The sequence below is a fragment of the Mycolicibacterium flavescens genome (genome assembly GCF_001722335.1).
GTDB classification, from domain to species: Bacteria; Actinomycetota; Actinomycetes; order Mycobacteriales; family Mycobacteriaceae; genus Mycobacterium; species Mycobacterium flavescens.
On the sequence record NZ_MIHA01000001.1, the window covers coordinates 198,592 to 222,884 of the forward strand.

The 24,293-nt window shown below is 69.7% G+C and carries 23 protein-coding genes; 9 read left to right on the top strand and 14 right to left on the bottom strand.

The window, feature by feature from the left end; genetic code table 11:
• Window positions 1–18: 18 nt before the first annotated feature.
• Genes rsmD through BHQ18_RS00980 form a run of 5 tightly spaced genes read right to left on the bottom strand, consistent with a single transcriptional unit; the run spans window position 19 to window position 6,560 of the window.
• Complete coding sequence (gene rsmD / locus BHQ18_RS00960) at window positions 19–600, bottom strand: 16S rRNA (guanine(966)-N(2))-methyltransferase RsmD (RefSeq protein ID WP_084293836.1); 582 nt, start codon at window positions 598–600, stop codon at window positions 19–21.
• A complete protein-coding gene (locus BHQ18_RS00965) occupies window positions 597–3,983 on the bottom strand; it encodes a pyruvate carboxylase (protein ID WP_069411695.1) in 3,387 nt (1,128 codons plus the stop codon). Before BHQ18_RS00965 ends, rsmD begins: the two co-directional genes overlap by 4 nt.
• A 33-nt stretch (window positions 3,984–4,016) precedes the next feature.
• The gene (locus BHQ18_RS00970) at window positions 4,017–4,649 is read right to left on the bottom strand and encodes a vitamin K epoxide reductase family protein (protein ID WP_069411696.1); all 633 of its coding nucleotides are present in this window, start codon (window positions 4,647–4,649) and stop codon (window positions 4,017–4,019) included.
• Entirely contained in the window at window positions 4,646–5,431 is a 786-nt protein-coding gene (locus BHQ18_RS00975) for a DsbA family protein (RefSeq protein WP_069411697.1), read from the bottom strand. Before BHQ18_RS00975 ends, BHQ18_RS00970 begins: the two co-directional genes overlap by 4 nt.
• Before the next feature lie 34 nt (window positions 5,432–5,465).
• Window positions 5,466–6,560: an alpha/beta hydrolase gene (locus BHQ18_RS00980; RefSeq protein ID WP_069411698.1), complete on the bottom strand. Its 1,095-nt coding sequence runs from the start codon at window positions 6,558–6,560 to the stop codon at window positions 5,466–5,468.
• On the opposite strand from BHQ18_RS00980, the gene BHQ18_RS00985 reads away from it, so the two are divergent.
• Window positions 6,559–7,389, top strand: coding sequence for an aldo/keto reductase (locus BHQ18_RS00985; protein WP_069411699.1), 831 nt, complete (start codon window positions 6,559–6,561; stop codon window positions 7,387–7,389). The genes BHQ18_RS00980 and BHQ18_RS00985 overlap by 2 nt on opposite strands.
• Window positions 7,390–7,394: 5 nt before the next feature.
• Window positions 7,395–8,234 carry an aldo/keto reductase gene (locus BHQ18_RS00990; RefSeq protein WP_069411700.1) on the top strand — a complete coding sequence of 280 codons (840 nt, stop codon included), beginning with the start codon at window positions 7,395–7,397 and terminating at the stop codon, window positions 8,232–8,234.
• Window positions 8,235–8,321: 87 nt separating this feature from the next.
• Here BHQ18_RS00990 and BHQ18_RS00995 read toward each other — a convergent pair whose 3' ends face one another.
• From BHQ18_RS00995 to BHQ18_RS01005, 3 genes are read right to left on the bottom strand one after another with little or no spacing between them, the layout of a single operon-like run.
• On the bottom strand, window positions 8,322–9,029 hold the full coding sequence (locus BHQ18_RS00995; protein WP_069411701.1) for an HNH endonuclease family protein: 708 nt from the start codon (window positions 9,027–9,029) through the stop codon (window positions 8,322–8,324).
• Window positions 9,026–11,260, bottom strand: a complete 2,235-nt coding sequence (gene recG / locus BHQ18_RS01000; RefSeq protein WP_069411702.1) for an ATP-dependent DNA helicase RecG — start codon at window positions 11,258–11,260, stop codon at window positions 9,026–9,028. Before recG ends, BHQ18_RS00995 begins: the two co-directional genes overlap by 4 nt.
• Window positions 11,261–11,262: 2 nt before the next feature.
• Window positions 11,263–12,885: a fatty acid kinase ATP-binding subunit FakA gene (locus BHQ18_RS01005; protein ID WP_069411703.1), complete on the bottom strand. Its 1,623-nt coding sequence runs from the start codon at window positions 12,883–12,885 to the stop codon at window positions 11,263–11,265.
• A gap of 219 nt (window positions 12,886–13,104) precedes the next feature.
• On the opposite strand from BHQ18_RS01005, the gene rpmB reads away from it, so the two are divergent.
• Entirely contained in the window at window positions 13,105–13,299 is a 195-nt protein-coding gene (gene rpmB, locus BHQ18_RS01010) for a 50S ribosomal protein L28 (protein ID WP_069411704.1), read from the top strand.
• 79 nt (window positions 13,300–13,378) lie between these two features.
• Window positions 13,379–13,690, top strand: coding sequence for a hypothetical protein (locus BHQ18_RS01015; RefSeq protein ID WP_069411705.1), 312 nt, complete (start codon window positions 13,379–13,381; stop codon window positions 13,688–13,690).
• On the opposite strand, the gene BHQ18_RS01020 is transcribed toward BHQ18_RS01015, so the two are convergent.
• Both BHQ18_RS01020 and BHQ18_RS01025 read right to left on the bottom strand, forming a co-directional pair.
• The gene (locus tag BHQ18_RS01020) at window positions 13,687–14,388 is read right to left on the bottom strand and encodes a uracil-DNA glycosylase (RefSeq protein WP_069411983.1); all 702 of its coding nucleotides are present in this window, start codon (window positions 14,386–14,388) and stop codon (window positions 13,687–13,689) included. The two genes, BHQ18_RS01015 and BHQ18_RS01020, sit on opposite strands and share 4 nt — an antisense overlap.
• Before the next feature lie 47 nt (window positions 14,389–14,435).
• Complete coding sequence (locus tag BHQ18_RS01025; protein ID WP_069411706.1) at window positions 14,436–15,395, bottom strand: thiamine-phosphate kinase; 960 nt, start codon at window positions 15,393–15,395, stop codon at window positions 14,436–14,438.
• A gap of 104 nt (window positions 15,396–15,499) precedes the next feature.
• Here BHQ18_RS01025 and BHQ18_RS01030 point away from each other — a divergent pair, with 104 nt between their 5' ends.
• Together BHQ18_RS01030 and BHQ18_RS01035 are read left to right on the top strand one after the other, a co-directional pair.
• The gene (locus BHQ18_RS01030) at window positions 15,500–15,742 is read left to right on the top strand and encodes an Lrp/AsnC ligand binding domain-containing protein (RefSeq protein ID WP_109789148.1); all 243 of its coding nucleotides are present in this window, start codon (window positions 15,500–15,502) and stop codon (window positions 15,740–15,742) included.
• A 12-nt stretch (window positions 15,743–15,754) separates the two neighbouring features.
• Window positions 15,755–16,330 carry a DUF3515 domain-containing protein gene (locus tag BHQ18_RS01035; protein WP_069411707.1) on the top strand — a complete coding sequence of 192 codons (576 nt, stop codon included), beginning with the start codon at window positions 15,755–15,757 and terminating at the stop codon, window positions 16,328–16,330.
• A 10-nt stretch (window positions 16,331–16,340) separates the two neighbouring features.
• Here BHQ18_RS01035 and BHQ18_RS01040 read toward each other — a convergent pair whose 3' ends face one another.
• The 3 genes from BHQ18_RS01040 to BHQ18_RS01050 are packed head-to-tail and all read right to left on the bottom strand — an operon-like array spanning window position 16,341 to window position 19,630.
• Window positions 16,341–17,465 carry a D-alanine--D-alanine ligase family protein gene (locus BHQ18_RS01040; protein ID WP_069411708.1) on the bottom strand — a complete coding sequence of 375 codons (1,125 nt, stop codon included), beginning with the start codon at window positions 17,463–17,465 and terminating at the stop codon, window positions 16,341–16,343.
• Between the two features lie 60 nt (window positions 17,466–17,525).
• Window positions 17,526–18,629, bottom strand: a complete 1,104-nt coding sequence (locus tag BHQ18_RS01045) for a cystathionine gamma-lyase (protein WP_069411709.1) — start codon at window positions 18,627–18,629, stop codon at window positions 17,526–17,528.
• Between the two features lie 2 nt (window positions 18,630–18,631).
• Window positions 18,632–19,630, bottom strand: a complete 999-nt coding sequence (locus tag BHQ18_RS01050; protein WP_084293810.1) for an NAD(P)H-dependent glycerol-3-phosphate dehydrogenase — start codon at window positions 19,628–19,630, stop codon at window positions 18,632–18,634.
• A 43-nt stretch (window positions 19,631–19,673) separates the two neighbouring features.
• On the opposite strand from BHQ18_RS01050, the gene cofC reads away from it, so the two are divergent.
• Genes cofC through mutT1 form a run of 3 tightly spaced genes read left to right on the top strand, consistent with a single transcriptional unit; the run spans window position 19,674 to window position 23,525 of the window.
• Window positions 19,674–20,306 carry a 2-phospho-L-lactate guanylyltransferase gene (gene cofC / locus BHQ18_RS01055; RefSeq protein WP_069411710.1) on the top strand — a complete coding sequence of 211 codons (633 nt, stop codon included), beginning with the start codon at window positions 19,674–19,676 and terminating at the stop codon, window positions 20,304–20,306.
• Window positions 20,307–20,357: 51 nt separating this feature from the next.
• Complete coding sequence (locus BHQ18_RS01060; protein WP_069411711.1) at window positions 20,358–22,553, top strand: RNA degradosome polyphosphate kinase; 2,196 nt, start codon at window positions 20,358–20,360, stop codon at window positions 22,551–22,553.
• Between the two features lie 51 nt (window positions 22,554–22,604).
• Entirely contained in the window at window positions 22,605–23,525 is a 921-nt protein-coding gene (mutT1, locus tag BHQ18_RS01065; RefSeq protein ID WP_069411712.1) for an 8-oxo-(d)GTP phosphatase MutT1, read from the top strand.
• Window positions 23,526–23,647: 122 nt separating this feature from the next.
• Here the strand turns inward: mutT1 and BHQ18_RS01070 are convergent, their stop codons facing one another.
• On the bottom strand, window positions 23,648–24,277 hold the full coding sequence (locus BHQ18_RS01070) for an HU family DNA-binding protein (protein ID WP_069411713.1): 630 nt from the start codon (window positions 24,275–24,277) through the stop codon (window positions 23,648–23,650).
• Window positions 24,278–24,293: the final 16 nt, after the last annotated feature.

A 24,293-nucleotide genomic window follows, 5' to 3' on the forward strand; every position in this document is an offset into this window, starting at 1 on the left:
AGACGCTAGCAGGGCGGCTCAGCCGGTCCCGGTGTCGCCGTACTCGGCCAGTTCCAGGCGGGTGTCTCCGTAGCTGCGCGCCGGCCACACCTGCCAGCCGGCCGGCCAGTCCAGCGGCGGGCCGTGCGCGGAGCGCTCGATGACGACGACGGTTCCCGGCGCCGCCCACCCGCCGCGCGCCAGGGCCTCGAGCACCGAGATCACTTCGGCGGCAACGACGTCGTACGGCGGATCGGCGAACACGAGGTCGACCGGGCTCGTCGCACCCGCACCCAGCACCGCGGCGACCGAACCGCGGCGCACCACCGCCCCGGTCACGTGCAGCGAGGCGATGTTGTCGGCGATGACACCGGCGGCGCGGCCGTCGGATTCGACGAACAGTGCTGACGAGGCCCCGCGCGACAGCGCCTCCAAACCGAGCGCGCCCGAACCCGCGTACAGGTCGAGTACCGCCGCGCCGTCGAGGTCCACCCGCGCGGCCAGCAGGTTGAACAACGCCTCGCGGACCCGGTCGGTGGTGGGCCGGGTGCCCTGACCGGATCGCTGCTGGGGCACCGAGATCCGCCGTCCGCCCAGCGCGCCGCCGATGATGCGGGTCAGCTGACCACCACCAGCAGATCGCCGCCCTCGACCTGGGCCGTGGCCGACACCGCGACCCGCTGCACCTTGCCGGCCTTCGGGGCGGTGATCGCGGCCTCCATCTTCATCGCCTCGATGGTGGCGACGGTCTGACCGGCCTGCACCTCGTCGTCGGCGGCCACGCTGACGGTGACCACCCCGGCGAACGGCGCGGCGATGTGGTCGGAGTTGGACCGGTCGGCCTTCTCGGCGGCCGGGACGTCGCTGGCGACGCTGCGGTCGCGCACCAGCACCGGGCGCAGCTGTCCGTTGAGGATGCACATCACCGTGCGCATACCGCGTTCGTCGGGATCGGAGACGGCCTCGAGCCCGATCAGCAGCTCCACGCCGCGCTCCAACTGGACGCGGTGCTCGTCGCCGTGCCGCAACCCGTAGAAGAACTGGTTGGCCGACAGCCCGGAGGTGTCCCCGTACTGTTCGCGGTGCGCCTCCAATTCCTTTGTCGGACCGGGGAACAGCAGCCGGTTCAGCGCGGCCTGACGTTTCGGTCCGGCCTGCGCGAGCACGGCCTCGTCCTCGGCGCTGAGCTCGGCCTGCGGTTTGGCGGGGGCACGGCCGGCCAGCGCCTTGGTCCGCAGCGGCTCCGGCCACCCGCCGGCCGGGTCGCCGAGTTCACCCCGGAGGAACCCGATCACCGAGTCGGGGATGTCGAAACGCGCCGGGTCCGAGGCGAATTCCTCGGCGCTGACGCCGGCCCCGACGAGCGCCAGCGCCAGGTCGCCGACCACCTTCGACGAGGGGGTGACCTTCACCAGCCGGCCCAGCACCCGGTCGGCGGCGGCATAGCTGGCCTCGATCTCCTCGAACCGGTCGCCGAGGCCCAGGGCGATCGCCTGCTGCCGCAGGTTCGACAGCTGACCGCCGGGGATCTCGTGGCGGTACACCCGGCCGGTCGGCGCCGGCAGGCCGGACTCGAACGGCGCGTACACCTTTCGCAGCGCCTCCCAGTAGGGCTCCAGATCGCACACCGCCTGCAGTGACAGTCCGGTGTCGAACTCGGTGTGCGCGGTGGCCGCGACGATCGAGCTGAGCGCGGGCTGGCTGGTGGTGCCGGCCAGCGGCGCCGAGGCGCCGTCGACCGCGCTGGCGCCGGCCTGCCACGCCGCCAGGTAGGTCGCCAACTGGCCGCCCGGGGTGTCGTGGGTGTGCACGTGCACCGGCAGGTCGAACCGCGACCGCAGCGCACCGACCAGGGTGTGCGCGGCCTGCGGACGCAGCAGACCGGCCATGTCCTTGACCGCCAGCACGTGCGCGCCGGCCTCGACGATCTCTTCGGCCAGCCGCAGGTAGTAGTCCAGCGTGTAGAGGTCCTCCCCCGGGTCCGACAGGTCCCCGGTGTAGCTCATCGCGACTTCCGCTATGGCCGAACCGGTTTCGCGGACCGCGTCGATCGCCGGGCGCATGGAGTCGACGTTGTTGAGCGCATCGAAGATCCGGTAGATGTCGATGCCGGTGGCGGTGGCCTCGGCGACGAACGCCTGCGTCACCGACTCCGGGTAGGGGGTGTAGCCGACGGTGTTGCGTCCGCGCAGCAGCATCTGCAGGCAGATGTTCGGCAGCGCCTCCCGCAGCGCGGCCAGCCGCTCCCACGGGTCCTCCTTCAGAAAGCGAAGCGCCACATCGTAAGTCGCGCCGCCCCAGCATTCGATCGACAGCAGCTGCGGCGTCATCCGCGCGATGTAGGGCGCCACCATCAGCAGCCCGGTGGTGCGCACCCGGGTCGCCAGCAGCGACTGGTGGGCGTCGCGGAACGTCGTGTCGGTGACGCCGAGCGGACCCGAATCGCGCATCCAGTCGGCGAAACCCTGCGGGCCCAGTTCGGTCAGGCGCTGCTTGCTGCCCGGCGGCGGCGCGACGTCGAGGTCGACGTCGGGCAGCTTGTCCTGCGGGTACACCGACGCGGTACGCGGGCCGTGCGGTTGGTTGACCGTGACGTCGGCGAGGTAGTTGAGGATCTTGGTACCGCGGTCGGCGGGTGTACGCGCGGTCAGCAGGTACGGCCGCTGGTCGATGAACGACGTGCTGACCCGGCCGGCCCGGAAGTCGGCGTCGTTGACCACCGCCTGCAGGAACGGGATGTTCGTCGACACCCCGCGGATGCGGAACTCGGCCAGGGCGCGGCGGGCCCGGGCCACCGCGGTGCTGAAATCGCGCCCCCGACAAGTCAATTTGACCAGCATCGAGTCGAAGTGCGCGCTGATCTCCGCGCCGAGGTGCGTGCCGCCGTCGAGGCGGATCCCGGCGCCGCCGGGTGTGCGGTAGCCGGTGATGCGGCCGGTGTCGGGCCGGAACCCGTTGGCCGGGTCCTCGGTGGTGATGCGGCACTGCATCGCGAAACCCCGCGGCACCGGCAGCGCCTCCTGGCTGAGCCCCAGCGACTCCAGCGTCTCGCCGTCGGCGATCCGCAACTGGCTCGACACCAGGTCGATGTCGGTGATCTCCTCGGTCACGGTGTGCTCGACCTGGATCCGCGGGTTGCACTCGATGAACACGTGATGGCCGCGCTCGTCGAGCAGGAACTCCACCGTGCCGGCGTAGGTGTAGTCGATCTGGCGGGCGAACGCGACCGCGTCGTCGCAGATCCGTTGCCGCAGTTCGTCGGACAGGTTCGGCGCCGGCGCCAGCTCGATGACCTTCTGGTGGCGGCGCTGCACGCTGCAGTCCCGTTCGAACAGGTGCATGATGTTGCCGCGGGTGTCCGCCAGGATCTGCACCTCGATGTGGCGCGGGTTGACCACGGCCTGCTCGAGGTACAGCGTGGCGTCACCGAACGCGGATTCGGCTTCCCGCCCGGCCGCCTCGATCGCGTCGGGCAGCGCTTCCATGTCGGCCACGTGGCGCATGCCGCGCCCGCCGCCACCGGAGACCGCCTTGACGAACAGCGGGAACTCCATGTCGCGGGCGGCGGCCAGCAGTTCGTCGGGCGATGCCGACGGCGCCGAGGACCGCAGCACCGGCAGCCCCGCCGCGCGGGCCGCCTCGATCGCGCGCGCCTTGTTCCCGGTCAGTTCGAGGACCTGGGCGCTGGGCCCGACGAACGTGATCCCGGCCTCGGCGCAGGCGGCCGCCAGCGCCGGGTTCTCCGACAGGAAGCCGTATCCCGGATACACCGCGTCGGCGCCGGCATGTTTGGCCACGCGGATGATCTCGTCGACCGAGAGGTAGGCGCGCACCGGGTGCCCGGTGTCGCCGATCTGGTAGGACTCGTCGGCCTTGAGCCGGTGCAGCGAGTTCCGGTCCTCGTGCGCATAGACCGCGACGGTGCCGATGCCCATCTCGTAGGCGGCGCGGAAGGCCCGGATCGCGATCTCGCCGCGGTTGGCGACGAGGACTTTGGAGATCACGCGCCCATTTAACCCCGGGTACTCAAAGAAGTCTCAGAGCAGGGTCGACCAGTAGTACCAGAACCGCACCAGGATCAGCAGCAGCAGCGCGGTGAACCACAGCGCGACCAACGACCACCGCCAGGTGTGCACCACCCGCGCGACGGCGCCGCGCTGCTGCGGTTGCAGCGCGATCGAGGCGACCACCACCAGAAGCGGAATGACCACCGCCCACACGACCATGCAGTACGGGCACAACGCGCCGATGCGGTACATGCTCTGAAAGATCAGCCAGTGCACGAACGCCGCGCCCAGCAGCGTCCCGACGGCCAGGCCGGACCAGTACCAGCGCGGCAGTTCGACGCGGGCGAGCGCGAGCACTCCGGTCACCACCACCACCGTGAACGCGACGATGCCGATCAGCGAGTTCGGGAACCCGAACGCCGACGCCTGCGGGGTGATCATCACCGAACCGCACGACAGCACCGGGTTCAGGCTGCACGACGGGACATAGTCGGGGTCGATCAGCAGTTCGATCTTCTCGACCGTCAGCGCCGCCGCGGCGGCCAACCCCAGCACCCCGGCCAGCAGGATCCACACCGCGCTCGCGCGCCCGACCGGCATTCCGGGCGACCGCTCGGGCGCCGGTCCGGTCGGCGAGACTGCGCCGGGCGCGGTGACGGTCACGGCGCCGGCGGGGCCTGCGGCGGCGTCGGGTCCGGATTCGGCGACGGCGCGCCCGCATCCAGGGCGGGCACCTCGCCGACGATCTTCTCGATCTCGGCGATCAGCGCATCAGGTGTGGAGGGCCGGTAGTCGTTGCCGTTGATCCGGATGGTCGGCGTGGAGTTCACCTCGGTGGCCTTGGCCAGGCCCTTGACCATGTCCTCGTAGCGGCCGTTGTTGATGCAGGTCGGCACGTCACCGGTCACCCCGGCCTGGCGCGCGACCTCGATCAGCCGCGAGTTGTCCGGGAACGGGCCGACACCTTCGGGGGGCTGTTGCGCGTACAGCGCGCCGTGGAAGCGACGGAACGCCTCGGTGTCGGCGTCGGCGACGCAGTAGGCGGCGTTGGCCGCGCGCGTCGAGTAACCCTGTCCCTGCCGGTCGAGGATCGAGACCATGTAGTAGTCGGCGGCCACCGCACCGCTGTCGATGAGCTTGTTGATCGTCGGCCCGAACTGCTTCTCGAAGTTGCCGCACGCCGGGCACAGGAAGTCCTCGTAGAGCGACAGCACCGCCTTGGGTTCGGTGCTGCCCTCCGCGGTGATGACGTTGCTCGACGCCACCCGGATCGACTTGGCCTCACCTTCGCCGGGCTTGTCCTCTTTGGTCATCACGATGTACAGCACCAGCGCGGCGGCGAAGATGACGACGACGGCGGTCAACCCGATCTGAATTGCCAGGTTGCGCTTCCGGTCGGCCGCCTTGAGGTCGTAGCGCGGGTTCTTCTTCGGTTTCGTGGCCACGGGGTAAGCGTACCGGCGGCGGTTTCGCGTCTGGTCAGCCGCGCACCAGATGGGCGCGCAGCGCGGAGATCATGTCCGACACCGCGGCCGCGCTGCCGCCGCCGAGGGGGAACATGCTGGCGAAACCGTGGACCAGTGACCCGGCCTGCCGGAAGTCGACGGGCACGCCGGCGCTGCGCAGCGCGTCGGCGTACTGGATTCCCTCGTCGCGCAGCGGGTCGAAACCGCCGGTCAGCATCAACGCCGGCGCCAGCCCGGACAGGTCGTCGGCCAGCAGCGGTGAGACCACCGGGTCGGTCACCGCGACCGGCGCGTCGGTGAGGTATTTGTCGCGGAACCAGTGCAGGTCGGCCTTGGTGAGGAAGTAGCCGTTGGCGAACAGGGTCTGCGACCGGGTCTGGGCGGCCAGGTTCGTCCACGGGTAGATCAGCAGCTGCAGCGCCGGCGACGGCAGTCGCTCGTCGCGGGCGCGTTGGGCGACGACGGCGGCGATGTTGCCGCCTGCGCTGTCACCGCCGACCGCGATCCGGGCGGGGTCGGCGCCGAGTTCGGCGGCGTGCTCCAGCGCCCAGCGGTAGGCGGCGAACCCGTCCTCGGCCGCGGCCGGCGCCTTGTGTTCGGGCGCCAACCGGTAGTCGACGGACAGCACGTGCAGGTCGGCGTCCCGGCAGATCAGCCGGCACAGGTCGTCGTGGCTGTCGAGGTCGCCGAGCACGAACCCGCCGCCGTGGAAGAACACCAGCAGCGGGGCGTCCGGCGCGGCGGTGGCGTAGTGCCGCGCCGGGATCGGGCCGGCACCGCCCGAGACGGTCAGGTCGGTCACCGCGGCGACCGGAATGTACTGGTCGAACCCGGCGGACAGGCCGCTGAGCTGGGCGCGGGCGGCGGCCACGTTGCCGGGACCGCTGAGGCCGTCGATACCGACCAGCTTCTGCCCGGCCAGCATCAGCTGCAGCGTGGTGTCGAGCGTGTTGCCGTCGACGGTGATGCTGCGCCCGCCGAGCAGGAGCCGTTTGACCCGGTCCGGGATGCGGGGCAGCGTGCGCAACGTGACGCCGGCGGCGGCGTTCAGCAGCGCCTCACGGCGGCCCGGGCTCCAGGTTTGTTGAGCTGGCAGACTCTCGGTCATGGCATCTCCCTCGATCACGCTGAACGACGGTAATTCGATACCCCAGGTCGGTCTGGGCGTTTGGCAGACCCCGCCGGAGGACACCGAGCGGGCCGCGGCCACCGCGCTGGAAGCCGGGTACCGCCACATCGACACCGCTGCTGCCTACCGTAACGAGCGCGAGGTGGGCCAGGCGCTGGCCACGTCGGGTGTGCCGCGCGAGGAGGTGTACATCACGACCAAGCTGTGGAACTCCGACCAAGGCTACGACACCACCCTGACCGCGTTCGACAAGAGCATGCAGCGGCTCGGGCTCGAGTATCTCGACCTCTACCTCATCCACTGGCCGATGCCGAAGACCAACAAGTTCGTCGACACCTTCAAGGCCTTCGCCGAGCTCAAGGAGCAGGGCCGCATCCGCTCCATCGGGGTCAGCAACTTCGAGCCCGAGCACCTGCGCGCGCTGGTCGACGCGACCGGCATCGTGCCGACCGTCAACCAGATCGAACTGCATCCGCTGCTGCAGCAGGAGGAGCTTCGGGAAGTGCACGCGCAGTTGGGTATCGCCACCGAGGCGTGGAGTCCGCTGGGGCAGGGTTCGTTGCTCTCGAACGAGACCGTGACCGCGGTTGCCGAGGCACACGGCAAAACGCCCGCACAGGTACTGATTAGGTGGCATATGCAACTCGGCAATATAGTCATCCCGAAATCGGTGACCCCCGAGAGAATTGTGAGCAACTTCGACGTGTTCGACTTCGAGCTGAGCGAGCAGGACATGGCGTCCGTCTCGTCTCTCGGCGACGGCACTCGGTTGGGTCCCGACCCGAAAAACTTCGAGTTCACAGGGTAGGTGAGATGACCTCCTCGGCCACTATTCCCACGGTCACACTCAACGACGACCACACCATGCCGGTGCTCGGCCTCGGTGTCGGCGAGTTGTCTGACACCGAGACCGAACAGGCCGTGTCCGCGGCGCTGTCGGCCGGCTACCGGCTGATCGACACCGCCGCCGCGTACGGAAACGAGGAAGCGGTCGGCCGGGCGATCAAAGCGTCGGGTGTCCCCCGCGAGGAGATCTTCGTCACCACCAAGCTGGCGACGGCGGACCTGGGGTTCCAGTCGTCGCAGGACGCGCTGCGGGCCAGCCTCGAACGGCTCGGCCTCGACTACGTCGACCTGTACCTGATCCACTGGCCCGCCGGCGAGCAGGGCAAGTACGTCGACAGCTGGGGCGGGTTGATGAAGCGCAAGGAGGTCGGCGACACCAAGTCGATCGGCGTGTGCAACTTCCACTCCGAGCACCTGGCGAACGTGATCGACCTGTCGTTCTTCACCCCGGCGGTCAACCAGATCGAGCTGCACCCGCTGCTGAACCAGGCCGAGTTGCGCGAGATCAACGCCGGCTACGGCATCGTCACCGAGGCCTACGGCCCGCTCGGCGTCGGCCGGCTGCTGGACAACGAGACCGTCACCGCCGTGGCCGAGTCGCACGGTAAGACGCCGGCGCAGGTGTTGATCCGGTGGAGCCTGCAGCTGGGCAACGTCGTGATTCCGCGGTCGTCGTCACCGGAGCGGATCGCCTCGAACCTCGAGGTGTTCGACTTCGAGCTCACCGACGATCAGATGGCCGCGCTCAACGGCCTCGACGAGGGCACGCGGTTCCGGCCGGACCCGGAAACCTACACCGGCGCCTAACTCTCACTTTTTCCTCGCGAGCAGACGCAAACTGCTCTGAAATCCGCCGTTTTCGGGTCACTTTGCGTCTGCTCGCGCGGGAGAACTTCAGCCCGTCGGGCAGGTCGCCGCGGCCTCGCGCAGCACCGTGGCCGACGGCGCGTCGACCGGCAGCGCGTACCCGCGCAGCACCGCGATGAACTGCATGGCGTACTGGCAGTGGAACGCGGCATTCGGCGGCATCCACTGCGACGGCTCCTGATCGCCCTTGTTCTGGTTGGCGTCGCCGGCCACCGCCAGCAGGTTGGCCGGGTCGTTGGCGAACCGGACCCGCATCTCCTCGGGCCAGCCACGCGCACCGAGGTCCCACGCCAGCGCAAGCGGCACAATGTGGTCGATCTGCACTGCGGCGCCGGTCTTCTCGCCACGGGTGAACGGCACGACGGCGTTGGTGTAGGGGTCGATCAACGTGCCGGTCGCGACCGCGGTGGGACACCGCTTGATCGACACGAACGTCTTGTCGAGCAGGTCCCGGTTGAGCACGTCGTTGCGGGTGTCACACCCGTTTCGCCCACCGGGGGCCGTGGTGTCGTCGGTCCAGCTGTCGCCGAACGCGGCCCGGCGGTAGTCGTGCCCGCGGATGCGCAGCGGGATCACCGGGATCCCGGCCAGCACGTCGGTGCCCGGCGCGACGGTCGGGACGTCGGCCTCGGCGATGAACTCGGCCCGGTCGTGCGAGGACACCACGGTCTGCACCGCGACGGCGACCATCAGCGCGACGATCGCGGTCAGCCACAGCAGATACCGACGCCTCATGCCTTGTCCAGAAACTCGACACGATCGTCGGTGAACGGTGCGGCCAGCGCCGCCATCCCGACGTGGCCGGGGTCCCGCTCGTAGAGCGCGGTGCAGAACTCGCGGGCCTCGACGATCACGTCGAGATGCTTCTGCAGCGACAGGAACCGCAACGTGATGGCACGCCCGGACTGACTGTGCCCCAACACATCTCCTTCCTGACGCTCTTCGAGGTCGAGGTCGGCGAGCGCGAACCCGTCGAGCGTGGCGGCGACCGCTTTGAGCCGCTGACCGGCCTTCGACATTTCGGGTAGCCGGGTGGCGAGCAGACACAGGCTGGGGTGTTGCCCCCGGCCGATCCGGCCGCGTAACTGGTGGAGCTGGCTGATGCCGAACCGGTCGGCGTCCATCACCAGCATCACGGTGGCATTCGGCACGTCGACGCCGACCTCGATCACCGTGGTGCACACCAGCACATCGATCTCGCCGGACCGGAACGCGCCCATCACCGCGTCCTTCTCGTCGGCGGGCAGCCTGCCGTGCATCAGACCCAGCCGCAGACCCGACAGCGGCCCGCCGCTCAGCCGGTCGAACAGCTCGACGACCGTGATCGGCGGTGGACCACCGTTCTTGTTGTCCTTCTTGTCCTTGTCGCTCTCGTCGATACGGGAGGCGACGATGTAGGCCTGCCGGCCCGCGCCGACCTCCTCGATGATGCGCTGCCAGGCCCGCTCGAGCCAGCGCGGTTTCTCCTTGAGGAAGATCGTGTTGGTGGTGATCGGTTGTCTGCCGCGCGGCAGTTCGCGCAGCGTCGAGGTCTCCAGATCGCCGTAGTGGGTCAGCGCGACGGTGCGCGGGATCGGGGTCGCGGTCATCACCAGCAGGTGCGGTGTCACCCCGTCGGGGGCCTTGCTGCGCAACCGGTCTCGTTGTTCGACGCCGAAGCGGTGCTGTTCGTCGACGACCACCATCCCGAGACGGCTGAATTCGACGGCGTCCTGCAGCAGCGCGTGCGTACCGATCACGATGCCGGCCTCACCGCCGGCCACCTCCTCTCGGACGGCGCGTTTCTGCGGCGCCGACATCGACCCGGTCAACAGCGCGACCCGCGTGGCCCCGTCGGCGCCGCCGAGCTGACCCGCCATCCCCAGCGGGCCCAGCACATCGCGGATCGACCGGGCATGTTGGGCGGCAAGCACTTCGGTCGGCGCGAGCAGGGCGCACTGATAGCCGCCGTCGACCATCTGCAGCATCGCCATCACCGACACGATGGTCTTACCGGAGCCCACCTCGCCCTGCAGCATGCGGTTCATCGGCCGGGTGGCGGCGAGTTCGGCGGTCAACACCTCCAGCACATCGCGCTGGCCCGCGGTCAACTCGAACGGCAGGCGTTCGCGCATGGCGGCCACCAGCCCGTCGTCGCGCGGCGCTACCGCGGGACCGGATTCGCCGAGCTCGCCGTGCCGCCGTTCGGCCAGCGCCCACTGCAGCCCGAGCGCCTCGTCGTAGGTCAGCCGCGCGATCGCCGCATCGCGTTCGGCCGAGCGCTCGGCCGTGTGGACGGCCCGCAGCGCCTCGTCCTCGGTGATCAGACCGTGTTGCCGCAGAAAGGATTCCGGCAGCGGCTCGGGGATCGGGTCGAGAACATCGAGCACCTGGCGCACACACGCGTAGATCTCCCAGGTCTGCACTTTCTTGTTGGCCGGATAGATCGGGAAAAAGTCCCGTTCGAACGCGGCGAGCAGGTCGTCGCCGGTGGCGCCGGACGTCGAGACGATGGTCTTCATCGACTTGGTGCCGATAGTCCTGCCGCCCGGCGACTCCAGCACGAGAAACGCCGGGTGCGTGAGCTGCAGAGCACCCCGGAAGTAGTCGACCTCACCCGACAAGATCAACCGGGTTCCTTCGACCAACTCAGGAATCATCCAGTCGGCATTGAAGAACGTCGCGGTGACCGCGCGCCCACGACCGCCGAGGGTCACGCGCAACCATTTGCGCTTCCGTATCCTCCCCTTCTTGTCCCGCTGCGGCTTCATGTCGCCTGTGGTGGTACCGGTGATGGTGTCGACGAACGTGACGTGTACGCCTTCTTCGAGTTCCTCGTTCTCGCCGGCGGTCGTCATCTCGTCGCTGTACTTGCGGGGGTAATGGCGCAGCAGGTCGTTGACCGTGTGGATGCCGAAGTGCTCCGCCAGCGGGCCGGCGGCCTTCTTGCCGAGAACGAAGTCGAGACGGTCGGACAGGGTGGCCACCGCTACTCCACCCCGATCAGCAGCGCGTCACCGCGGTGGCCGGTGTGGTAGGTCACCAACTCCGCGCCCAGATGCCGTCGGTGCACGTGTTCGGCCAGCGCGTCCGCGACGCCGTCGTCGACGCCGCTTCCGGTGAGCACGGTGACCAGTTCTCCGCCCGCCGCCAGCAGCAGATCGATCAGCCCGGCTCCCGCAGCCACCAGATCGTCGCCGACGATCAGCACTTCGTCACCCGAAATGCCCAGGCCGTCACCGGGTTTGCACATACCGGCCCAGGTCAGCGCCTCCTCGGTGGCCACTCGCACCGAGCCGTGCCGGGCCCCGGCGGCGGCGCGGGCCATCGTGTAGCCGTCGTCGACGGCTTGGCGTTCGGTGTCGTGGACGGCCAGCGCGGCCAACCCCTGCACCATCGACGCCGCGGGCACCGGGACCACGTCGATCCCCCACCCGATCGCGGCCGTGCACCCGGCCACCAGCTCTTCGGCCGCGACGTAACCGTTGGGCAGCACCATCGCCTGGCCGGCGTCGGCGTTGACCAGCGCGTGCAGCAGTAGTTTGGCGCTGATCGGCCCGTCGTCCTCCAACCGCAGCACGTGCGCGCCCTCACCGGCGAACAGTTCCTCGGCGCCGGCGCCGTCGACCACCGCGAGCACGACCCGCCCGCGCGACCACCCGGCGGCCGGGCGCGCTCCGCCGGTCAGCGACGTCACCTGGATGCGGCTGGGCGTGCCCACCGACAGCGCCGCCTCGATCGCGGCACCGGCGTCGTCGGCGTGCACATGCACCGAATAGTGCCCGGCACCGTCCTGCGCCGCGGCGATCGCCACCGAGTCCCCCAGTCGGTCGAGTTCGCCGCGCAGCGTCTCGACATCCGCCGGGTCGCAACCGCCGAGCAGATACATCACCTCGTAGGCCGGGGTGACGGCGGCGGGCGCGCGGGTCTCACCGTGGGTGTGGGTGGGCACGTACTCGTCGCGACGCGGCGCCGTGCCGGTCAGCGTGGCGGTCATCGCGTCCAGCAGTACCAGCAGGCCCCGCCCGCCCGCGTCCACGACACCGGCCTCGGCCAGCACGTCGAGTTGGTGCGGCGTCTCGTCGAGGGACCGGACGGCGGCCTCGGTTGCGCGCGCCAGGACGTCGGCCAGGCCCGCGTCGTCGGTGACCGCCTTCTCGGCCGCTGACGCCGCGGCCTGCAGGACGGTGACGATGGTGCCGGGCACGGTTTCGCCCATGGACCGGACCACCAGCGCCACGGCCTGGCGCAACGACGCCGCCAGCAGCGGCCCGTCGACCGCCGCGACCGGGCCGTGGGTCGCGGCCCCGGCGGTGACGTCGGCCACCGCGCGCAGGATCTGCGACAGGATCACCCCGGAGTTGCCGCGGGCGCCGTGCAGGGCGCCGCGGGCCAGCGCCGCCGCGACCTGCGCGACGTCGTCGCAGTCCGCCAGCGCGTCGGCCTGCGCCCACGCGGCCCGCATGGTGAACAGCATGTTGGTCCCGGTGTCCGCGTCGGCCACCGGGAACACGTTGAGCCGGTTGATCTCGTCGGTGTGGGTGATGAGATCGCCGACGGCGGTGTGGGCCCATTCGATCAGGGTGGCGGCATCGAGCCGTCGAGCCGACATGCCTAACCTCCACGCACTCGCCGTGCGGGTCAGCCTAGTCACTGGACCCGACAGCGACGCCGCGACATCGCCGCCGGTCGCCGCGCCACCGCGGGGCTGGGGACGCCATTTTGGTGATCCCCGCGGCTATCGGTATCCTGGTCAGGTTGTCGGGTCACGCCGCGCCCGGTGTGGTGCAGCGGCCCGAACCCCCACGTACTGATCTGAGGAGTTCTGCATATGGCTGCCGTGTGCGATATCTGCGGGAAGGGCCCCGGCTTCGGCAAGTCCGTCTCGCACTCCCATCGCCGGACCAGCCGTCGGTGGAATCCCAACATCCAGACCGTTCGCGCGGTGACCCGCCCCGGCGGCAACAAGCAGCGGATGAACGTCTGCACCTCGTGCCTGAAGGCCGGGAAGGTCGCGCGCGGCTGACGCTGCCGCGCGTTTAGCACCGTCAGCGCGGGGGAAGCCCGCGGCCATGACGGTCCATCGAGCACGACCCATTCTCGCGTTGGCTTCCGCTGCTGCGCTGGCCTCGCTGCTGGCTGCCTGCGGCGACGACTCCGGGGGCAGCGAGAGCACTTCGTCCGAGACGACCAGCGAGACCACATCGGTGACCACCTCGGTGGAGGTCACGGTCTCGCCGAGCGCACCTCCTGAGACCACCGCGCCGCAGCCCGCGGCACCCCCGGCCACCGACGGCGACGGCACCGTCGAGGTGCCGATTCCGGACATCCCGTCGCCGCCGGCCATACCGTCGCCTCCGGCAATCCCTTCACCGCCGCCGATCCCGTCGCCGCCCCCGATCCCGGGCGTCGGCTAGGTGTGATCCTCGCGGGAGGGCAGTCGCCAGTCGATCGGCTCGGCGCCCATCTTGTCGAGCAACTCGTTGGCCCGGCTGAACGGGCGCGACCCGAAGAAGCCGCGCGACGCCGACAGCGGTGACGGGTGCGGTGACTCGATCGCGACGCAGTCGGCGCCGTCGAGCATCGGTTTGAGCGTCGACGCGTCGCGTCCCCACAGCACCGCGACCAACGGTTGCTTCCTGGCCACCAGCGCGCGGATCGCGCATTCGGTGACCGCTTCCCACCCCTTGCCGCGGTGCGACGCGGGGCTTCCGGGCCGCACGGTCAGCACCCTGTTGAGCAGCATCACTCCGCGCTGCGCCCACGGCGTCAGATCGCCGTTGGCCGGCGGCGGGTAACCCAGGTCGCTGGCGTACTCCTTGAAGATGTTCTCCAGGCTGCGTGGCAGCGGGCGTACTTCGGGCGCCACCGAGAAACTCAGGCCGACGGCGTGGCCGGGCGTCGGGTAGGGGTCCTGCCCGACGATCAGCACCCGGACCCGCTCCAGCGGAAAAGTGAACGCGCGCAGGATGTTCGGGCCGGCCGGCAGATAGGTGTTGCCTGCGGCGATCTCGGCGCGCAGAAACTCGCCCATCTGGGCGACCTGCCCGGCGACCGGTTCGAGCGCGCGCGCCCAGCCGTCGTCGACGAGTTCGTGCAGCGGCCGCGCGGTCATCGATGTCCCGGGGTCGTCGTCGCGGAAGTCACGAGTGGCCACCCTAGCTAGTCGAAGGACTGCCAGCCGGGATTGCCTTGCCACGCCGCGTCGTCCACCAACACCCGCGGCGGGCCGTCGAGCACCCGGCCGATCGGCGTCCACCCCGTCGGCGGCGCCCCGGGGAACGTCGCGACCAGCGCGTGGTCCTCTCCGCCGCCCAGGATCCAGGCCATCGGGTCGGCGCCGACGGCGGCGGCCGCGGCGGCCAGCGCGTCCCGGTCGGCGCTCAACGCTTCGGTGCGCAGTCCGATGCCGACGCCGGATCCGTCGGCGATGTGGGCGAGGTCGGCGACCAACCCGTCCGACACGTCGGTCATCGCGGTCGCACCGGCGTCGGCGGCCGCCCGGCCCTGACCGTAGGGCGGCTCGGGCACGAGGTGCCGGCGGCGCAGCTCGTCGAATCCGTCGACCCAGTTGTCCCACAACGCATATCCGGCCGCCGAGCGGCCCAGCTCACCGATCACCGCGACAGTGTCACCCGGCCGCGCCCCGCTGCGGCGCACGGGGTGCCTGCCGTCGAGGTCACCGAGCGCCGTCACCGAGATCACCCATAGCGGGGCACTGACCAGGTCACCGCCGATGATGCCGGCGCCCAGCGCCGCAGCCTCGTGCCACATCCCGTCCGCCAGCGCCAGTGCCTGCGCGGCCGGGGTGTCGGCGGGCGCGCCGAACGCGACCACGAACCCGGTCGCGCGCGCCCCCATCGCCTCGATGTCGGCGGCGTTCTGCGCAATCGACTTGCGCCCCACGTCGTGTGGGGTGGACCAGTCGAGGCGGAAGTGCCGGCCCGCGACCAGCATGTCGGTCGACACCACGGTCTGGCCGTCGCTGGATCGCAGCACCGCCGCGTCGTCACCGGGCCCGAGCGTGACGGCGTCGGGTTGGCGCCGGCCGGCGACCAGGCGCTCGATGACGGTGAACTCACCGACCTCGGCCAGGCTCTCGCCGCGGTCGTCGGTCGCCATGTCGCCTCCTGTCGCGGCCAGCCTCCGCGCCCTGAACACCGGACGGACCTGCGGTAGGTTAAGCCCCTGCGGCGTGGAGTCTATGCAGCGGTGAGGAGGTCCGGGTGGTCGAGGCGTTCATGCTGATCCAGACCGAAGTCGGACGCGCCCGGGTCGTCGCGGACCAGCTCGCCGAACTGCCCGGAGTGACCTCCGCCGAATACGTGACCGGTCCGTACGACGTCGTGGTCCGCATCGGCGCCGACACCCTCGACGAGTTGACGGCGTCCGTCGTGCCCACGGTTCAGCAGGTGACCGGCATCACCCGCACCCTGACCTGCCCGATCGCCAACGGGGCGCATCCCTAGAGTTGGGGTTCCGTGAACACCGACACCGACACCGACACCGACGCCGACGGCCCACCGCGCACCCTGCTGATCGCCGCGGTCGTGGTGGCCGTCACCGCCGTGGTCGTGCTGCTGGTGGTGGCGGTCTCGCGCCAGCGCGCGGTCCCGCCGCGCCCGGTGCCGCTGGTGGGGATCCCGGCGCCGCAGGCCACGAGCGCCGACTGCGCGACGGTGCTCGGTGCGCTACCCGACGGCCTCGGCGACGCCGTCCGCGCGCCGCTGGCCGAACCGGCGCCGCCCGGCGCGGCGGCATGGCGGTCCGACGGCAGCGACGAGGCGATCGTGTTGCGCTGCGGGGTGGATCGGCCCGTCGAGTTCGTGGTCGGCGCGCCGCTGCAGGCGGTCGACGACGTGCAGTGGTTCCGGGTCGGCGAGTCCGGGGTCGCCGACACGGGCGACGGCCGCAGCACCTGGTACGCCGTCGACCGCGGCGTGTATCTGGCGCTCACGCTGCCTGCGGGTTCCGGGCCGACGCCGATTCAGCAGATCACCTCGGTGATCGCGAAGTCGTTGCCCGCCAAGCCCCTCGACCCGGCGCCGGCGCGGTGATCCGGCGAGGTCAGCGCAGCCCAGTGCCCCGCGCGAGCGCGGTTTCGACCATGGTGGCCAGCAGCGTCGGATAGTCTACGCCGCTGGCCGCCCACATCCGCGGATACATCGAGATCGTGGTGAATCCCGGCATCGTGTTGATCTCGTTGATCACCGGCCCGTCGTCGGTGAGGAAGAAGTCGACGCGCGCCAGCCCCTGGCAGTCGATCGCGTTGAAGGCTCGAATCGCCAACTGCCGCACCATGTCCGCGACATCGTCGTCGACCTTGGCAGGTACATCGAGTTCGGCGGCGTCCTCGAGGTATTTGGTTGCGAAGTCGTAGAAACCGTCTTCGCGGCCGCGCACACCCGCGACCCGGATCTCGCCGACGGTGCTGGCTTCGAGCCGGCCGTCGGGGAATTCGAGCACGCCGCACTCGAGTTCGCGTCCCGGCACCGCGGCTTCGACGATGACCTTGGGGTCGTGGCGGCGGGCCAGTTCGATCGCCGCGGGCAGCTGATCCCATGCCGTGACCCGGCTGACGCCGATCGAGGATCCTCCGCGGGCGGGTTTGACGAACACCGGCAGCCCGAGCCGCTGCCGCTCGTCGAGGCTCAGCGTCTGCTTGCGTGGCCGCAGCACCACGTGGTCGCCGACCGGGAGGCCGTCGGCGGTCAGCAGCTTCTTGGTGAACTCCTTGTCCATGCCCGACGCACTCGCGAGCACCCCGGCCCCGACATAGGGCACACCCGCGAGTTCGAGCAGGCCCTGGATCGTGCCGTCCTCGCCGTAGGGGCCGTGCAGCACCGGAAACACCACGTCGACGGCGCCGAGCAACGCACCGGCGTCCTCTCCGAGCGAGAGCAGGTGACCGCCGCGGCCGGGATCGGCGGCCAGCGCCAGCTCGGTGCCCGACGTCGCGGTCACTTCGGGTAGCCGGCCGTCGGTGATCGTCAGCGTGTCGGGTCGTGCGTCGGTGAGCATCCACGCGCCGCCGGGCGTGATGCCGACGGCGACGACGTCGAAGCGCTCGGGATCGAGGTTACGCAGGATGCTGCCTGCGGAGACGCAGGAGATGGCGTGCTCGGAGCTGCGTCCTCCGTAGACGACGGCGACCCGGACGCGTCCCGAGCCGGAGTCATGGCGGGCAGTCACAATCTGGAGAGGCTACCGTCCGGCCGCACCGTGAGTCGTCCCCGATATCTGACCTGCGGTTCAGGCCAGCGCCTGTTCGACGTCGGCGACCAGGTCATCGGTGTCCTCGATGCCCAGCGAGATCCGGGCGAAACCCTCGCTGACCGCGTCACCCCAGCGGGCCCGCCGGTCCACCGAGGTGTGGATTCCGCCGAAGCTCGTGGACGCGACCAGCAGCGCGCTGCGCCGCACCAGTGCCTCGACCGCGGCGGCGTCGGCCAGTTCGACCGCGACGAGGCCGCCGAACCGTTTCATCTGCGCGCAGGCGACGCCGTGCGCCGGATCGCCGGGCAGCCCCGGGTACCGCACCGCGCGCACCGCCGGGTGGGTGTGCAGCATCACCGCCAGCGCGGCGGCGTTCTGGCACTGCCGTTCGAATCGCAGCCCGGCGGTGCCCAGGCTGCGCAGCACCAACCAGGCTTCGAATCCCCCGAGCACGGCACCGGCCAGCAGGCGCTCGCGCTCCAGCGCGGACATCAGGTCGGCGCGGCTGCTGGCGACATAGCCGGCGACGAGGTCGCTGTGTCCCGAGAGCGCCTTGGTGGCGCTGGCCACCACCACGTCGGCGCCCAGCGACAGCGGTTGCTGACCGAGCGGGGTCGCGGTGGTGTTGTCGACGACCAGTATCGCGCCACGGCGACGGCACTGCATGGCGAGCCGGTACAGGTCCACCACGTCGAGTCCGGGGTTGGCCGGGCTCTCCGCAAGCACGACGTCAGCGTCGGCGGACGCTTCGCACATCTGCTCGGCGCTCGCCTCGACGACGGTGACACCTTGTGGCGCAAGGTATTCCGATGCGTACCGGCGGACCTGATAGTAGCCGTCGGCCGGCACCACCAGCTTGGTTCCGGGCTTGGCCAGGACCCGCAGCGCTGCGGTGATGGCGGCCATGCCCGAGGCGAACGTCAGCGCCGCGGTGGCGCCCTCGAGTTCGGCCAGCGCGGACTCCAGTTGCCGCCAGGTGGGATTGCCGCTGCGCCCGTAGGTGTCCAGTCCGGCGGCTTCGTCGGCCGACAGGTGGAAAGTGGCGGCCGAGACCGGCTGCGGTGCCACCGGGCTTCCCGGAACATGCTCGGAGGCAACGGCTTTGACGCTACGAGTGGAGTCGCCGTACTGACCGTCCATGGTTACTCCGGTTTGGTGCTGCGCCCGAGTAGCAGTGCGACGGCCTCGTGCACCGACAGTCCCTTGTGACACACGCGGACGACGGCGTCCGTCAACGGCATTTCGACGTCGTAGCTGGCGGCCAGCGCCAGCACCGACTGGCAGCTCGCCACCCCCTCGGCGACGTGACCACCGGTGGCCTGCAGCGTCTGTTCCATCGAACCGCCGCGACCCAGGCGTTCACCGAAGGCGCGGTTACGGGAGTGCGGGGAGGTGCAGGTGGCGATGAGGTCGCCGACACCGGCCAGCCCGGCGAGGGTGGCGGGCTTGGCGCCCAACGCGATTCCCAGCCGCATGATCTCGGCCAGCCCGCGGGTGATGATCGCGGCCGCGGTGTTCTCACCCAGCCCGACACCCGCGGCCATGCCGCTGGCCAGCGCGATCACGTTCTTGCACGCGCCGCCCACCTCGGCGCCGATCACGTCGGCGTTGGTGTAGGGCCGCAGGTATCCGGTCGACAGCGCACGCTGCAGCGCCACCGCGCGGCCCGAGTCGCTGCACGCGACGACGGTCGCGGCGGGTTGTTCGTCGGCGATCTCGCTGGCCAGGTTGGGCCCGGTGACCACCGCGACCCGCGCCGGATCGACCCCGGTCACCTGCACGATGACCTGGCTCATCCGCATCAGCGTGTCGAGTTCGATGCCCTTGGCGAGGCTGACGAGCGTGACATCGTCGCCGATCAACTCCGTCCACTGACTGAGGTTGGTGCGCAAGGTCTGCGCGGGCACGGCCAGCAGCACGGTGCACGCACCGGCGAGCGCTTCGGCGGGATCACCGGTCGCATGGATGGTCTTCGGAAGTTCGATGTCGTCGAGATATCCGGGGTTGCGGTGCGTGTCGTTGATCTCGTCGGCCAACTCCGCGCGCCGCGTCCACAGCCGGACGTCGTTGCCCGCGTCGGCGAGCACCTTGGCGAGCGCGGTTCCCCACGCTCCGGCGCCCATCACCGCTGCCTCGACCACGCCATCAGCCTAGCGTGGGGCACCGGCTGGCAGGATGACGCACATGAGCGGGCCACCCGAAGCCGATATCGGATTGGTGATCGCCGTCAAGCGCCTCGCGGACGCCAAGACGAGGCTCGCGCCGGCGTTCTCCTCGGCCCGCCGCGAACAACTCGTGCTGGCGATGCTCGTCGACACCATCACCGCCGCGGTGGCCGTCCCGGCGGTCCGCTCGATCACCGTCGTGACACCCGACACCGGTGCCGCCGAGGCGGTACGCAGGCTGGGTGCCCAGGTGCTCACCGACCCCACCCCGGCCGGCCACGGCGACCCGCTCAACAACGCGATCTCCGCCGCCGAACGCCAGATTCGTCATCAGACGCCCAATATCGTTGTGCTGCAGGGCGATTTACCCGCACTGCGAACCGATGAGCTCGCCGCCGCCGTCGACGACGCCCGCGCACACCCCCGCAGTTTCGTCGGGGACCGCCACGGCACCGGCACCTCCGCGCTGTTTGCGTTCGGGGTCGCGCTTCACCCGCTGTTCGGCAGAAATTCCGCTGAGCGTCACCGGAGTTCCGGTGCCGTCGAACTGAGCGGGGTATGGCCGGGTCTGCGCTGTGACATCGACACCGCCGAGGATCTGACGGTGGCACGCAGGCTCGGCGTCGGCGCGGCCACCGCAGCGGTGATCTGAAGGGCCAGCGGCGCTGGCACGAACACCGGTTCGTAGGGAATCATCTGTGACATGACCGAAGCCGAGACGCAGACCCGGGACAACACCACCGAGGCGACGGAGGAAGAGCGGCCCGGCATCAGGGACTCGGCGGATTCCAGCGACACCGCTCCCGGCGCGCCCCCGGCGGCCACCTCACCGGCGGTCGACGACGCCCTGCCCGAGGACCGCTACCTCAACCGCGAACTGAGCTGGCTGGACTTCAACTCTCGGGTGCTCGCGCTGGCCGCCGATCCGTCGCTGCCCCTGCTCGAGCGCGCGAAGTTCCTCGCGATCTTCGCCTCCAATCTCGACGAGTTCTACATGGTCCGGGTCGCCGGGCTCAAGCGCCGCGACGAGATGGGGCTGTCGGTGCGCTCGGCCGACGGTCTGTCCCCGCGTGAGCAGTTGCGCCGCATCAACGAGCGCACCCAGCACCTGTCCGACCGTCACGCGCACGTGTTCCTCGACTCGGTGCGCCCGGCGCTGGCCGACGAGGGCATCGTGATCGTGACGTGGGCCGAACTCGACGAGCCCGAGCGCGGCCGGTTGTCGACCTACTTCCACGAGCAGGTGTTCCCGGTGCTGACGCCGTTGGCGGTCGACCCGGCCCACCCGTTCCCGTTCGTCAGCGGGCTGAGCCTGAACCTGGCCATCACCGTCAGACAACCCGAGGACGGCGGAGCGCACTTCGCCCGAATCAAGGTGCCCGACAACGTCGAGCGGTTCGTCGAACTCGCGCCGCGACCCGGCGACGACCAGGTCGTGCGGTTCCTGCCGATGGAGGAACTGATCGCGGCGTTCCTGAACGTGTTGTTCCCGGGTCTGGAGATCGTGGAGCACCACGCATTCCGGATCACCCGCAACGCCGACTTCGAGGTCGAAGAGGACCGCGACGAGGATCTGCTGCAGGCGCTGGAACGCGAACTGGCCCGGCGCCGCTTCGGCTCGCCGGTGCGCCTCGAGGTCTCCGACGACATGACCGAGAGCATGCTCGAACTGCTGCTGCGCGAACTCGACGTCGCCCCTGGCGATGTCATCGAGGTGCCGGGGCTGCTCGACCTGTCGTCGCTGTGGCAGATCTACGGTCTGGACCGGCCGGCGCTCAAGGACCGGCCGTTCGTTCCTGCGACCCCCCCGGCGTTCGGTGAGCGAGAGACCCCCAAGAGCATCTTCTCCACGCTTCGCGACGGCGACGTGCTGGTGCACCACCCGTACGACTCGTTCTCGACCACCGTGCAACGGTTCATCGAGCAGGCCGCCGCCGACCCGAATGTGCTGGCGATCAAGCAGACGCTGTATCGGACCTCCGGCGACTCCCCGATCGTCAACGCGCTCATCGACGCTGCGGCCGCCGGTAAACAGGTCGTGGCGCTGGTGGAGATCAAGGCCCGGTTCGACGAACAGGCCAACATCAAGTGGGCGCGGGCCCTGGAACGCGCGGGCGTGCATGTGGTGTACGGCCTGATCGGGCTCAAGACGCACTGCAAGACGTGTCTGGTGGTGCGCCGGGAGGGCTCGCTGATCCGTCGCTACTGCCATATCGGCACCGGCAACTACAACCCGAAAACCGCACGGTTGTACGAAGACATCGGGCTGTTGACCGCCGCTCCCGACATCGGGGCCGACCTCACCGACCTGTTCAACTCGCTGACCGGGTACTCGCGCAAGGACTCGTACCGCAATCTGCTGGTCGCCCCGCAGGGGGTGCGACGCGGCATCATCGACCGGATCGAGCGCGAGATCGCCGCGACCCGCGACGGTGCGGAGGGCCGAATCCGGCTCAAGGCCAACGCGTTGGTCGACGAGCAGGTGATTGACGCGCTGTATCGCGCCTCGCAGGCCGGGGTGCGGGTGGAGGTGGTGGTGCGCGGCATCTGCGCGTTGCGGCCGCAGGCCGACGGATATTCCGACAACATCGTCGTGCGCTCGATTCTCGGCCGCTTCCTCGAACACTCGCGCATCATCCACTTCCGCGCCATCGACGAGTTCTGGATCGGCAGCGCCGACATGATGCACCGCAACCTCGACCGCCGCGTCGAGGTGATGGCCGAGGTGAAGGACCCACGGCTGAAGGCACAGCTCGACGAGATCTTCGAATCGGCGATGGATCCCGCGACCCGCTGCTGGGAACTTGGTATGGATGGAAAGTGGACAGCTTCGCCGAAGGAGGGACAGACGGTTCGCGACCATCAGGTGTCGATGATGGAGCGCCACCGGCAACCGTGACCGCACAGGGCCGTTGGACGGCTGACCGCCGAATCATCCGCAGGAGTTGAGGTGGCCAAGAACACGTCAGATGGGGATGCGACGCCGATTCTCGCCGCGGGCGCGGTGTTGTGGCGCCCCAACCCCGACCTGAATGTGCCGGAGGTGGCGGTGATCCACCGTCCCCGCTACGACGACTGGTCACTGCCCAAGGGCAAGGTGGACCCCGGCGAGATCGAACCCGTCACCGCGGTGCGCGAGGTGCACGAGGAGACCGGCTACACCGCGGTTCTCGGCAGGCGCCTCATCTCGGTGAGCTATCCCGTCGAGCAGGGCACCAAGAAGGTGCAGTACTGGGCGGCGCGTGGGAAACACGGCGCCTTCAGCCCGAACGACGAGGTCGACGAACTCAAATGGCTCCCCGTCGGCGAGGCGGCCAAACAGGTGGACTATCCGCACGACCGAAAGGTTCTGCGCCACTTCGACAAGTACCCCGTCGACACCAAGACGGTGCTGATCGTGCGGCACGGCACGGCCGGCAGCAAATCGCGTTACCGCGGCGATGACCGAAAACGGCCGCTGGACAAGAAGGGCCGCGCGCAGGCCGAGGCGCTCGTCGGCGTGCTGCTGGCGTTCGGCGCCGACACGCTTTTCGCCGCCGACCGGGTGCGCTGCACCTCGACGCTGGCGCCGCTGGCCGACGAACTGGACACGTCGATCGCCACTGACGCGATGCTCACCGAGGAGGCCTACGCCGAGCACCGCAAGCTGGCGCGGCTGCGGTTCCTCGAACTCGCCGAGACACCGGGCACACCCGTGATCTGCACGCAGGGCAAGGTGATTCCAGACCTCATCGAATGGTGGTGCGACCGCGACGGAGTGCGGCCCGACAAATCGCGCAACCGCAAAGGCAGCGTCTGGGTACTGTCGTTTCACGACGGCAGGATGGTGGCCGCCGACCACATCAGCAGCCCGCTGGCGGTCGTGGTCTGACCCGCCGATCCGGATGTATCGGAGAGTCCGGGTCCAAACAGTCCGCCTTCAGCGGGTTTTGGCAGTCTATGAAACACAAACACGCCGCGGGTCGAGTGACCCACGGCGTGTCTGAGTTGAATCTATTTGCGGCCGCGCTTGGCAGGCGCCTTGCGCGCCGGAGCCTTCTTCGCGGTCTTCTTGGCCGCCGTCCGCTTGGTCGCGGCCTTCTTGGCCGGAGCCTTCTTGGCAGCGGTCTTCTTGGCTGCAGTCTTCTTGGCCGGAGCCTTCTTGGCTGCAGTCTTCTTCGCTGCTGCCTTCTTGGCCGGAGCCTTCTTGGCTGCAGTCTTCTTCGCTGCTGCCTTCTTGGCCGGAGCCTTCTTGGCAGCGGTCTTCTTGGCAGCGGTCTTCTTGGCCGGAGACTTCTTGGCGGCCTTACGAGCGGTGCCGGCCGTCACACCACGCTTCACCGCGGGGCCCTCCGCCGGGAGACGCTGCGCGCCAGAGACAACGGCCTTGAACTGCGCACCGGGACGGAACGCGGGTACGGACGTCGGCTTCACCCGAACCGTCTCGCCGGTGCGCGGGTTACGCGCGACGCGGGCGGCGCGACGGCGCTGTTCGAAAACGCCGAAGCCGGTAATGGTGACGCTGTCACCCTTGTGAACCGCACGCACGATGGTGTCAACGATGTTCTCCACCGCAGCGGTTGCCGACCGACGATCCGAGCCCAACTTCTCCGTGAGTACGTCGATGAGCTCTGCTTTGTTCATGCATAACCTCCGGAAA